The 12,954-nt window shown below is 67.1% G+C and carries 6 protein-coding genes and 1 pseudogene; 3 read left to right on the top strand and 4 right to left on the bottom strand.

The genetic code is table 11. The annotated features are described in order from the left end of the window. The first annotated feature begins 502 nt into the window (after positions 1 to 502). On the top strand, positions 503 to 982 hold the full coding sequence (locus AA23TX_RS49605) for a site-specific integrase (RefSeq protein WP_196425348.1): 480 nt from the start codon (positions 503 to 505) through the stop codon (positions 980 to 982). A 693-nt stretch (positions 983 to 1,675) separates the two neighbouring features. After that, positions 1,676 to 2,821: pseudogene (locus tag AA23TX_RS16450) on the top strand (IS701 family transposase). A gap of 189 nt (positions 2,822 to 3,010) precedes the next feature. On the opposite strand, the gene AA23TX_RS16445 reads toward AA23TX_RS16450, so the two are convergent. The 4 genes from AA23TX_RS16445 to AA23TX_RS16430 all read right to left on the bottom strand — a co-directional run bounded on the left by AA23TX_RS16445 (position 3,011) and on the right by AA23TX_RS16430 (position 8,990). Beyond that, positions 3,011 to 3,379, bottom strand: coding sequence for a CU044_2847 family protein (locus AA23TX_RS16445; RefSeq protein ID WP_155543379.1), 369 nt, complete (start codon positions 3,377 to 3,379; stop codon positions 3,011 to 3,013). Next, positions 3,367 to 6,939: a S1 family peptidase gene (locus AA23TX_RS16440; RefSeq protein WP_196425347.1), complete on the bottom strand. Its 3,573-nt coding sequence runs from the start codon at positions 6,937 to 6,939 to the stop codon at positions 3,367 to 3,369. The genes AA23TX_RS16445 and AA23TX_RS16440 overlap by 13 nt, the downstream gene beginning before the upstream one ends. 740 nt (positions 6,940 to 7,679) lie before the next feature. Next, a complete protein-coding gene (locus AA23TX_RS16435; protein ID WP_230862526.1) occupies positions 7,680 to 8,075 on the bottom strand; it encodes an A24 family peptidase in 396 nt (131 codons plus the stop codon). A gap of 582 nt (positions 8,076 to 8,657) precedes the next feature. Beyond that, on the bottom strand, positions 8,658 to 8,990 hold the full coding sequence (locus tag AA23TX_RS16430) for a hypothetical protein (protein WP_230862525.1): 333 nt from the start codon (positions 8,988 to 8,990) through the stop codon (positions 8,658 to 8,660). Between the two features lie 370 nt (positions 8,991 to 9,360). On the opposite strand from AA23TX_RS16430, the gene AA23TX_RS16425 reads away from it, so the two are divergent. Continuing rightward, positions 9,361 to 12,954 carry a serine protease gene (locus AA23TX_RS16425; protein ID WP_155543377.1) on the top strand — a complete coding sequence of 1,198 codons (3,594 nt, stop codon included), beginning with the start codon at positions 9,361 to 9,363 and terminating at the stop codon, positions 12,952 to 12,954.

Here is a 12,954-nt window from a genome sequence, read left to right as displayed (position 1 = left end):
GCGACCTGCTCGACCGCCGCGTCAGCGGGGCGCGGGTCGATCAGCTTCTCGTAAGGCACGTCGGCGCTGACGAGTCCGTCCTCGACCATGATCCGCCGCCATTCCTCGTAGCCGCCGCGATCGATGCGGATGTCCTCCCGGATGCCCCGTGCGCAAAGGTCGTCGACGATCTCGATCAGGTGGCCGGTATCGAGGTCCGGCCACTCGCGGGCGAGCAGGCCGGCGCGGCGGACGCTGATTCGGCCGCGTCAACGAGCGCGTGTGCGTCCGCCGCGTTGGCGACCCGGACAGCCATCGCCGGGACCGCGCGTCTCGCCGGCCGGTCGTGTAGACGGCGAGGGTCTTGGTGGACCGGTTGTAGATCGCGGCCTTGACCTGCTTCCAGTCGACCTCGAGGACCTGCCTGCGCACGACGCCGACGAAGAGGAACAGCAGCAGCGCCCGATTCGCTGGATCGGCAACAGCCCGTGTTCGCTCCCCGAGGGGAGGGAAGACCCGGCTGGTGCCGATCAGTGCCGGAGTCTTGGAAGAAATCGATGCGCACCTGGCCTCCTTCGAACCTGTCACAGTCACTCTGCCGTGGCTCGACCCCAGAGGGCGTCCGGTTACCGCACGGCTGCTCATTCGCAAGCCCAAAGGTCTTCAGCGCCTCGGCGCTCGTGCTGCCAGCGGGATGATCAGCGGCCCGGAGTACAACCTCGCCGTATGGAAGCCGGTCTACGCTGCAACCGGGCTTGCCTACACACCGCGACGAGACGGGATACACGGCATGCGCCACTTCTACGCCTCGATCGCCCTGGCATCCGGAGTGTCGGTCCAGGAAGTGGCCGAATACCTCGGTCACCACGACCCGGGCTACACACTCCGGATCTGTACCCACCTGGTCCCGTCGAGTCATCGCCGGGCGCGAGAGGCAGCCGGCGGGATCTTCAAGCCGCGCCACACCGGGGCGGCACGACTTGAAGATCCCGTGACGACCTGACGACCTCAAAACCGCAGGTCAGAACCTATCTACCCTACTTGTGCCAGAACTTAGGACACCATTTCCCAAGCTGGCACCTTTCACGGTCAGACAGGGCCTGACCTGCACTTTCAGGCCGGCTGGGGCCGACTGAGGTTGATCCGGGCCGGACGCGTGACGGCCTGTAGACGGCCTGGCCCCTTCCCGCTCCTACGCGCATACGGCCCGATGACAGCCCTCCCCCGTCTTATGGCCGGGGCCGCCAGACCGACGCGAATGCTTGACGCGATCGCCGTCGACAAGTACGACGCGCCTTCACCGATGCCCGGTTCACGACCCTCTACGCCCGGTGCAGCCGGCACGGCATCCAGCCGTGGTGCCCCCGCCAGGCAACCCGATCGATATCGCCAATCGCGACCACCGAGCACTGTTGCCGCTGCTGACGACCCGGTCACAGCGCCGGGGTCCCGCTCGCTCGCCTCCGGGTGCTACAGGCCACCCAACGCCCGGTAAACGACATGTGTGAATCGAGGGTAATCGCGATCCGCAAATGTGGGGTTATGGCAAGTGTCCAAGGACGATCTTGCTCGCTAATCACAACGCTCTTACTCGGTTGACCCGCGGAAGCTCTGGGCTGTTCATGGCCTAATACTCCAGCCGCACTTCGTAATACGTCGGGTGTAGTGTGTCGATCTTGTGCTGAGTGATGATGACCTGGCTGCCTGGGTGTCCGGGTTGGATGACCTGTTTGCGCAGTCGTAGGGCGGTTCCATCGGGCGGAACCGCGACGCAGAGCCCGTGCCTACGTGCGTGGCCTGCTGGCGCCGCTGGCCGGCAAGAACGGCTGGACGCTGGCCGAGGCCGCCGGTGACATCACTCCGGACGGCATGCAACGCCTGCTCAACGCCGCAACCTGGAACGCCGACGGCGTCCGTGACGACATCCGCGACTACGCGGTCAGCCACCTGGGTGAACGTGACGGTGTGCTGATCGTGGACGAGACCGGATTCCTGAAAAAGGGCACCAAATCCGCCGCGGTGCAACGTCAGTATTCCGGCACTGCCGGACGCATCGAGAACTGCCAGCTCGGCGTGTTTTGTGCCTACGCCACCAGCAAAGGCCGCACCTTGATTGACCGCGAGCTCTATATCCCGAAGTCCTGGACCGGCGATCGGGAATGCTGCCGCGAGGCGGCGGTTCCCGACGAGATCGAGTTCGCGACCAAGCCCGTGCTCGCGCAGCGGATGCTCGCCCGCGCGGTGGATGTCGGCGTGCCCGCCACCTGGGTGACCGCCGACGAGGCCTACGGCGGCGACTCGAAATTCCGTCGCTGGCTGGAAGACCGCCGGATCGGCTATGTCGTGGCCGTGCCCAGCAGCCAGAGCATCCCGCGGTGGCCGCACGTCCCGCGCCGACGCGCTCGTCGCCCACGCACCCGATGACGCGTGGAAACGCCGCAGCTGCGGCGACGGCGCCAAAGGACCACGGATGTTCGACTGGGCCGTCGCCGAACTGCCTGTCTATGCCGATACCACCCCGCCTGGCTGGGGACGCTGGTTGCTGGCCCGCCGCTCACTGACCCGAAACGCCAAGAGCAAACACGAGATCGCCTACTACTTGTGCTGCGCCCCAACGGGAACAACCGACAAGGACCTGATCCGGGTGGCCGGAGCCCGCTGGGCGATCGAGGACTGGTTTCAGACCGCGAAGACCGACGTCGGCCTGGACCAGTACCAGGTTCGCCGCTACGACGCCTGGTATCGGCACATCACCCTGGCCATGCTCGCCCACACCTACCTGGCCATCACCGCGGCGATAGCCCCAAAAGCCCTGGCAGCGGCCTCATCCCGGTCACGCTGAGCGAGGTCAAGCGTCTCCTGGCACACCTGATCACCACCCCGTTCGACCGCCTCGCGACCTGGGCCTGGTCACACTGGCGCCGACGCCACCAATACCGGGCCCGACAAGCCCACTACCAGCGGAAGCATGTACCTAATCACGAAGTGCGGCTGGAGTATTAGGGCAGGCTGCCTTTCGTCGTGCGACTTCCTAGCTTGTCTGGTCGTCTTCGTCTACCTCGGGATCGGCTGGGTTTGAATCGTCGGTTCGACGCCAGGTGAGCTTGATTTTGAGGTGGCCGTCAACACCCGTTTTGGCGATCACGGCGCCGACTTGGGTATTGAGCTTGACTCCGAATTCGACCTGGACTTCGTCCGGGCGCACGTCCATGTCGCGGAATTTGGCCAGGGCAATGGATGCCGCCGCGCGCACGTGGGCGAGCGCGCCGTCGAAGGACGTGGTCGCTGACTTGATTAGGTCGTCAGCGCGAGATACCGGCCCTATCTCCGGTTGGTCGAGGTCGATCTCGACTAGCACGGAGTTCTCGTCGTCGACGGGAAAGCTCATCAGCTCGGACATGGCGGCTCCTCGGAGGTGTCCGGCGGCAGCAGTTTGCGCACCATTTCGTCGGTGTTCGGGTCGGCCAGCAGGGAACATAGCCGGTCCATCAGACGGCCGTTGTCCAGGCTTGGAGGCTCGCCGGTGGCGTCGGCCATCCGGCGCAGCGGAGGCGCCTGGCCCTGCCGGGGCAGCACCAGCCCGACCGTGGAGGTGCGGGTCAGCGCAAGCGGCTCATTCATACTGTTCCCCAACGGAACCACGCGTTCCCAGGCGGAATCGATGTGCTCCGGCACGTTCTGGTGCGCGCCGTCCGGTATGGACCAGACGTCCATCTGCCGTAGAGAACGTGCGATCTGGCGGATGTCGGTGGACGCGCTCGGCTCGGGTGGGTCGTACCAGGACAGCACCACCTCACTGCCGTTGCGGTTCAGCGCGAGGTAACCGTACCCGCCCTGGGCCCTCGACAGGCCGGGTATGCGCGTGACGACCTTGCCCGATCTGGTGTCCCACACAGTGACACCAAACGATGATTCGTCCGGCGGAATCTCGACCGTCGCGACAGTGCGCCAGTCGAGGCTGACGGCTGTGTCCAGCGTGTGCTCCGCCAGTTCGCGATGGCTTGGGACGCTCCCGAAATCGTCGATGGCCACGGCGAACCGATCTGGCCGGTTGCCGGATGGACCGGGCATAGCTTCCCATACCGCCGCGGACGTACCGCCCGGTCGCAGCCAAATGCCGATCGGCCAGCTGCGCCAGGGGATCCGCAGCGGTGTCCATTCCCGGCCGGTGCGCAGATCCCAGCGCCGCAGGGTGTTCTGACTGGCTTCCACCGAACCCGGCCTGATGCTGCCCGGCACCATCGCCGCGACCACCTGGTCGTCCGGGTCGATGGTGACGGTGGACACGGACGTGAACCCGCCGCCGAGTGGGGTCGCCGTGACGACCCGCCGGGCGTCGATGTCGTAGACCACCAGGCAGGTCACCGCCTCCATGATGCTGTTCGGCTTGCAAGTGTGGTAGTCGCTCGGGTTGGTCTTGGGGAGGCCCTCCTGGTCCACCGGGGCGTGGGCGTCGGTCGGGAACTGCGGCGGCCAGAGGGACTGCTCGAAGGCCAGGTACCGGCCGCTGCGGCTGATGGTGACCGTATCCGAGATGTCTTTGGTGTTGAACAGGTTCGTCAGCGGCTCCGCCCGCACCCGGTCGCCGTCGAGAGTCCACAGCACCACCTGCAATGCGGAGTTCACGGTGACCACACGTGTTCCGTCGGCGCTGACCTTGCCGGACATGGCGTCGGCGAGACGCGAGACCCCGGAGCCCTTGGTGTCGGGGCCAGATGCGGACGGCGGGGTCGGCGCGGACGTGTCGACCCGGTATTGGGTGTAATCGGGCAACAGCCGGTCCACGCCGGGGTAGGTGTGTGGCGGGAGCTTGAAGCTCACGCCGGAGTTGGTGCGGTAGGCGTGCAGCGCCAGCTGCACGGCCCCATAGCTGTCACGCCCGTCGAGCCGGCCGGCCTCATTCGCCAGGTCCGCGGCGGCGAGGTCGGCCCGCTGCCGGCCGGTCGAGCGGTAGGTGATGAACACGGCAGTCACGAGCACCACTAGGACGAGCGCCGCGGCCGACAGCCGGCGCCGCCGACGCCGCCGGCTCAGCGCCAGGAATTCCAGCTCGGCGACGCTGAGGTCGTCCGCCTGGCGTACTGCCCACCTCATGGCCTCGCGCAGGTCCAGCCCGGACAGCAGCCGGCGCTGTGCCTTCTCCTCCGCATTCCACGTGGCTATCCGCTGCCGCAGGTTCTCCTGCCAGAGCCGGAAGTCGCGCGACTGGTCGACCAGTTCGTGCAGCTTGTGCCAATGCTCTAGCAGGGATTCGTGGGCGAGCTCCACGCCGGAACGGGGCGCGCCGCGCAGCACCAGCAGCCGGGTACCGGCCAGGCGCTGCGCGATCGCCCACTGCGCATCGTCGAGCTCATCACGATGGGCCGTGCGGCGCACCGACTGTTCGGAATTCGGTAGCGGTCGGACGAGCTGCACCAGCAGCCGGGCGGCGTCCCCCTGCGAGCGGGGATCCAGCCCGCTCCAGACGTCCCTGGCATATCCGGCCAGGGCACCGCGCACTCCGCCCAGCTCGTCGTAAGCGTCGTGCAGCAGCTGACCGCCGCGCCGCCGTGCCCACAGCTCGGCCAGAGCGAACTGCAGTAGGGGCAAGGAACTTGGCGCGGCCCGTACGTCCTCGAGCAGCCGCTCGACCAGCCCGTCTTGGTAGCTGACCGTGCCGACCCTGTTCAGCGGCCCGGTGATCGCGGCGCGCAGCTGCGTAGGGGTCAGTGCGGTGACATGGAAGGGATACCAGCCGGTCGCGAGCTCCAGCACCGCCGGGTTCGAGCTGCTCAGGGTCTGGCCGAGGAACGTGTCTCGTAGATTCAGCATCACCGACCACCGCGCACCCGCGTCCATCGCGGCCAGCAGTACCTGGGCGAACGCGGCCTGTGTCGGCTCCGGGGTGTCGAAGATCTCCTCGAACTGGTCGATCGCGACCAGCAGCCGCACGCCGCCGTGCCGGGCCAGGGCGGTCGCGACGATGTCCGCGACACCGCCGCTCGCCATCCGCTCGACGAGCCCGTCGATGCGATCCAGCCGTTCATGCGTTGGCGATCCGACGTTGATCAGCCCGTCGAAGGCTGCGGCGAGGGCGTGCGCCGGGGTGCTGCCGTCGGAGGGACGCAGCGCGGTCACCAGCTGGTCGGGCTCGTTGGCCAGTAGCGGAAACACGCCGGCGTGCAGCAACGAGGACTTCCCGACTCCGGAAGGCCCGACCATACACACCACCGGTGTTTCGCGGGCGAGCCGGGAAAGCTGCACGGCCTGTTTCTCCCGGCCGAAGAACAGCTCCGCGTCGTCCTCGACGAACGGTCGCAGAGCCCGAAACGGCGGCCGCCGCTCGATTACGTCGGCCAGTCGCGGCCAGTCCGACAATAACGCGTCGGTGGTAATCATGTAACCGATTTTGGGTGGCGCACCGCGAACTCGCTGCGCCACCATGCCGATCGCCGCGTCCAGTTCTGGTACCCACACCGGCGCCCCGGAAAACCCCGGCTCAAGCGCGGACTCCCGGCCAGGCTCGCTCAAGATCTCGACCCATCCCGTGGCCACCCGCCCGCCGCGACGGCCATAGATCCAGCTTCCCAGCTCGAGACCGCGCGGAAAACCGACCATGATCAGCTGGTCCTGAGTGAGCCGGTTGGAACGAGTCAGCACCAGTGGGGCGGCACCGTTCGGCGGCGAGTCCAGCAGCCGCAGGCCCGCCACATCCCCCCGCCGCAGCTCGTCCACCGGCGACCATGCCACGACCGTCGCCGACATCCGGAAACCTGGCTTCAACAAGGGAAAGTCCACCATCACACAGAACGTGCCGTTCGGAAGCGGGTCCGCCGCCTGCACGCCGAGCGCCTCCGCGACCACATGCGCAGCGGTGAGCACTTCACGAGGACCGGCAAGAAAACCCGCCCCGACAGGCGCATCGCCCTTCCAGACCCGAACCAGCGCGGCATTCAATGGAACCCGACCACTGTTGAACACCCAGACTCCCCTCGGTATGTCGACAGACAGTCGCCAGCTACCGCAGCGCGGGAACAATGATACGTGCTCGTTCTGGCGTGGCCTTCACTGGCCTGCGACCTGCAGTAATTAATTCATTTCGGTCCGCGTGCGGTCCACCGTGGGGAGCATGCCCTGCTCGCCGACGGCGAGCATTGCTGCATCCGCTGGCAAGATCCACCGCGCTACCGGTGAGTTGGTCAGCTGCGCACGGCGCCGCTGATACCTTCGGACATCGCGATCTTCTGGAACGCGTTCTACAACCGTTTCAGCTGGTCGATCAGTGGCTTCGCGAATTCGTCGCTGACGGTAAATCCCTCGTCGCTGGCGTCGGCGAAGAATGCGTCCAGCATGCTCGCGTACCGGTGGGGGCCTCGTCGGGCATGGGGTGTCGAGCTCCGGGTTGTCGTGGATCGAGGTGTTGGATGCCGTCAGTAGACGACGCCGACAGCGTCGCGGACCGCGGCCGTGAGAGCGGCGGTGCCGCCGGGGCTCATTCGGATGGTGATCCTCGCGTCGTCCGTGGCCGAGTGCAGCATGTAACGGCCGGTGGTGGCGTCGAACCAAGCGTTCGGTTCGGTTCGGTTCGGTGCTGGCGGGCCGGGCGCACCGCTGTCCATGCCCGGTCACGACCACGCGCCCGGAGCCCAGTCGCTCACTGGAGAGCACTGTGGTTGCGGCATCGCGATCGGTGCGTGACGATCGCCAGTGCTGCCGCGACGTCACGTCGGTACCACAGTGATCGTCACGAATGCCCCGATCAACAGGAATAGCCCCATCGGCACCAGCGAGCCTCGCTGTCTTCGTCGGGTCGCCCGAAGCGGCAGCCACACCAGGACAGCTGCGAACCAACCGAGGACTGTCGCCGTGATGAGCGCCGACCAGCCCAGCCAGCCGAGCGCCAGGCCGAGCAGACCGCCCAGTTTTACGTTGCCAGCCCCCAGCCCGCCTCCGGACACCAGCGCAAGCACGAGGTAGAGCACGGCGATGATCGCCATGCCGACCAGCGCGCGCAGGAAGTCCGCCCCTCGGGAGTGCAGGATCGCCAAGGTCGCCAGCAGCGCGCCGATGATAGTGACTCTCGAATAGACGAGCACGCGGGGGTAGTCGCTGCTCAAGGACGTCGATCACGCCAAGTGCTACGCCGGACGCAGCGAGGACACTGTACGGCAGCAAATCGAACTGGTGTCCGAAGCGCCAGGCGAGAGCGCCGAAGGTAAGGGCGGTCAGCAGCACAGCCGCGATTCGCATCGCGCTGGACGTGGGTGGAGCCACTCTGAGTAGGTGTCGAAGACTGAGGGCCGACGCAATGCCGACGAAGACCCCCGCGCCGGTCCAGATCACAGTGAACGGGGCAGGCATAAGCCGACCGCGGTCAGTTGCATTCGGCAGCCGGTTTGCCACCCTTCACCCTCCGGAAATCTGCTGGTCTCGGCCTTAGTGTTACCCGAGGCGAACTCGGACAGTGATGCCCGCGACCCGAAAGAGTGAAGATCTAGAGGAAAACTCATTCCGACTTCAAAGTCAGTTACATACACACTTGCAGTCGGCGGGGTCGAGGGTGTAAATGTGGTCTGTATCACGAAAAGATTGACGATCTTCATTATGTCAGGGGTGGTCGCGGCCACCTGATTCCCAATGATCGAAAACTTCTTCACCACCTCGAACCTAGCCGCGGCGATCCGCCGACGGCACGCCGCTCACCTGACTGAGCTGACGGTCAACAATAGTGACGATACCGACGCCAGCCAGGACCGCAGTAGTCCGCCTACGTCGACAGTATCGCTCTGAATCGCGAGGGTGACGTCCGCGCCAAGCCGTGCACCAGCGGTAATCCGGACCCGATGCCCGTTGACGTGTGAAGAGAAACGGCAGGCGGCCTCGATATCGGCAGCGGGCACCTCTCGAGCCCAGAGCACCCCGTAGGTGGAACTGTCGAAGGCGATCAGGACGGCGACATCGAAATCGAAGGAACGGAAGACCGAGAAGATGGCGTCCGCTCCCGTGTCCGGGCCTACGATCCTGGCCTTCACCTGGACCCGCCGACCGTCCGCAGCCTGGAGGTCGAAGGACTTTACCGAGTTGCGACCAGCTCACCTCCATAGACTTGAGCAGCGAGATACTCGGCATAGTCGCCCAGCGGAGCGTTTCCAGTCCGAACAACACCCGCCGGCGCAACTCCTGCAGGATCGCCGCGTAGGGGTCTGCCCAGCAAATCCGGAACGGACGCTGCGTGCAGGCTGTCGAAATCCATGCACAGACACTACGCGCCGTCCCGTGAACCACCTTGAGAACGCGCACCCATCGAGCTTCAACATCACCGGGCGTGCCCTGGCAGTCAGGTCTTGACAATGACCTCCGGTAACCGGACGGTGTAGCTTCTGGCAGACCGGGGAGGCGAGTATGTCCGGGCAGCGGGCGGCTCTGGCCGCGATCGCGCGGGCCGCGACCGTGCCGCTTACCATCCCCTCGGGGGCGGTCAAGGGCACCGGCTTCCGCATCACGCCTATCCATGTCCTGACCTGCGCGCACGTCGTCACTCAGGACGCACAGCCGGTCGACGTCGTCCACGGAAACTCCGACACGCAGTACCGGGTACTACACGACTGGCTCTTCCCCGGCGGGCCTGACGGCCTCGACCTCGCTCTCCTGGAGACAGACGTCCCGGCCGACACGCCGTCCGCCTATCTCGCCGAACCTGTCGCGCCGGGCGACGAACTCTGGGTCTTCGGCTACCCGGACGGGAACTACCGGGCGGGCGATTCGGCGTCAATGCGGCTCGAAGGTCTTTCCGAACACATCGACGGACCGGTGCTGCTCAAGGGCAACCAGGGCCGGATCCGGTCCGGCATGAGCGGCGGGCCGGTGCTGAACTGGCGCACCGGGGCGGTCTGCGGCATCGTCCGCTACCGCGACGGCACGCACCCCGACACTGCGAGGTTCGTGCCGACCACCACGATCTTCGCCACTTACCCCGGGCTGGCCGAAGCGAACCGGGCCGCCGCACGCACCTGGCTGGAACTCCTCGCCGACGACCAAATCGAGGCAGCTGGCGTGTGCTTTCCCGGTCCCCTGATGCGCCGCTACCTGAAAGCGGCGAGCACCGCCGACGACACCCATCCATACGCGGCGATGCTCGACGTCCGCTCCCCCCTGGCGCGGGTCTACCTGCGGCAGCGCGTGGCCACGGAGGAACACCCCGGCCTGGTCGAGGCGAGCGACCTGCTGGATGCCGGGGTCGAGGCGCAGGTGCTCGGCGGGCCCGGGGCGGGGAAGTCCAGCCTGGCCCGGCACCTCACCGCGCTCTCGGCCCGGCGGTGGTTGGACGAAGCCACCGGCATCGTGGTCCCGATCCTGATCACCGCCGAGGCGCTCACCCACGGCCGCGGCCTGACGGAGATGCTCGCCGAAGGCGTGGTCCAAGCGTTCGACAACGACCTCGACCGGACAACACTCACGGCCATGTTCAGCAACCGGCCCTTCCCCGGAGCGGACTGGCTCGTCCTTGTCGACGGCGTCGACGAAGTCCTGTACCCATCCTTGCGGGACGCCGTCCTGGCCAAGATTGCCCGGCACCGCGTCGAAGGCCGCTACCGCTTCCTCTTGACCACCCGGCCGCTGCCGGCCTACCTCCTCGACCGCGTCGCCGAGCGGGGCCGGTACCCGACCTTCGTCATCGAACCCTTCGGACGGGACGAGCTGGAGACCTTCGCCGCCCGGTGGTTCACCCAGCTGCACCTACCGAACCCGGCCGCCGCCGCGGCCGATTTCGGACGCCGGGTCGACGAAACCGGCATCGGCCAGCTCGCCACCATCCCCCTGATCGCCACGATGCTCTGCATCGTCTACGCGAACGCACCGGAGCAGCGCCTACCCGGCAACCGCGCGGAACTCTATGGCCAGTTCGTCGAACTGCTGCTGACCAAACGCAAAATCACGAACGTCCGTGCGCGTCTCGCGACCTGGACCGGCCGCAGCGGCGACCAAGCCGTCGCCTCGGGCGAGGAACTCCTGACACGCACTCCCGAACTTCTCAAGCTCCTTGCCCACAGCCAACACCACGCCGCCAGTGCCCTCTTCGCCGGCGCCGAACCCGAGCCCGTCGCCGTCATCGCCAACGAGGTGACGCGACCGGCCGAACTGTCTTCGGCGGACTGGGCCAGCGTGATCCGCGAAGTTCTCCGCAGCTGCGGCCTGCTCGTGGAACGACGCGGCGGGTTCACGTTCATCCACCAGACCATCCAGGAGTACCTCGCCGCCGCCCACCTGGCCGAACACCATCCAGACCCGCGCAGGCGGCCCGCCCGTCGGCTGATGGTTCCCGCGCAGTGGCCACGACCGGACCTCGAAGTCCTGACGTTCCTCGCCGCATTGTGGGCCAAAGACGGCCGCGACCTGCATCCCGTCCTCAGCCAGTTCCTGAGCCGGCGGCACCGCCACGACAACTACCGGTTCGTGCTGGAACTGCACCTGCAGGGCGTCAGCCTGCCGGACCAGACCCGGCGGAAACTGATCGGGATCCTCGCGAGCTGGGTACGCGACCCAGGCCGCAACCACGAAGACTGGCGCGCCGCGAGCCGGGCGCTCGACCAGGTCGCCCCGCAGCACGCCGCCGCTGTGTTCGCCGAAGTCGCCAGCTCGGCAGAGAGCTGGCAGCGGCGGTTCGATTCGAGTGTGCGGCTGCTGGCGATCCAGCCCACGGCCGGCTTCCAGGCCCTCGAAGAACTCGCGATCGACGAACGCGTCGGCGGCTCGGAACAGCTGAAGGCAGCGAAGACCCTGTCCGAGCACCATCCGGCCCGAGGCATCGCCGCGCTGGCACGCATCGCGGCGAAAGTCGATCCGGACAACCTGCGGGTGGAAGCCGCCCAGCTCGTCGCCGACCACGACCATACTCGCGGCCTCGAGCTCCTGCGGGCGATCGCGTGGGATCGGCGGGCTCAGGACAAGACGAGACTGCGTGCGGCCATCGTTATCGGACAGCACGACGCCGGCGAGGCGCTGACCCGGCTGAGCCAGCAGAACGGCCTGTCCGCGTGGGTCCGCCTCGACGCGGCGACGGGCGCCCGGACCTGGTCGATTGACGGCGGAGCGGACTTGGTGCTCGCGCTCGTGCGCAACACCGGCCTCGACATCGACGTCCGGCTCGCCGCGGCGGAGCACCTCGCCCGGGAAGGTGCAGAGAGCGGCATCGAGGGCTTCGAGGCCATCGCCCGCACCGAATCACGGGACACCACCACCCGGGTCCGGGCCGCTGCGCGCGCGATGGAGATCGACCCGGCCGGTGGGCTGGCCCTGCACCTCGACCTGGTTGCAGACCCTTCGATGCACGGCGACCGGGTCACGGTGGGCCTCGCCGCGGGGCAACGGGATCCCTCCGCCGCGGCCACCGCGCTTGCGAACCTGGTCGGCAAGACCGCCACTTTCCCGAACTCGGTGCTCTCGTCGTACGACCGCGAGTTTTGGGTCCGTGCCGGCAAGGCCGCCGCGACGCTTGACCCGGCTATCGGTCTTCCGGCGCTGGACGAGCTGGTGTTCGACGGCCGCCACGACCTTTCACTGCAGCTCCAGGCGGCGGAAGCGGCCACAGAAGTGGATCGCGACCACGGTCTCGAACTGCTTCGGCGGCTCGCTGAGGACTCCGACATGGCGGAGACGCAGGTCGAGGCCGCCGTCAAGCTCTACGATCTCGACCGCTGGCTCGGCAAAACGACCGTACTTTCCCTCGTCTCCCGCCGTCATCCCCGTCGGCTCGTCGAGGAACGGCGCATCACGCTGGGCAAGCGGATCGGCCGATCGAATCAGAAACTCGGCATCGCGGTCCTCCGGCAGGTCGCCACTGACCCCAGCGTGCGCCCCAAGCTCCGGCTCGACGCGACCACCGCGGTGACCGGCCTCGACTGGGAGCAGGGGTCGAGACTGGCCACCCAAGTCGGCGGTGATCCTGCGGTCGGCGTCTACCTCAAGTACCTCAAGGCCACCGGAGACAGCCAGTAG

The sequence above is a fragment of the Amycolatopsis camponoti genome (genome assembly GCF_902497555.1).
Lineage (GTDB): Bacteria > Actinomycetota > Actinomycetes > Mycobacteriales > Pseudonocardiaceae > Amycolatopsis > Amycolatopsis camponoti.
This window is presented reverse-complemented; position numbering and strand designations above follow the sequence as displayed.

Coding starts and splice junctions, on each gene's coding strand:
- AA23TX_RS16425 (WP_155543377.1), top strand. CDS start 9,361: ATGTCCGGGCAGCGGGCGGCTCTGGCCGCGATCGCGCGGGCCGCGACC.
- AA23TX_RS16445 (WP_155543379.1), bottom strand. CDS start 3,379: ATGTCCGAGCTGATGAGCTTTCCCGTCGACGACGAGAACTCCGTGCTA.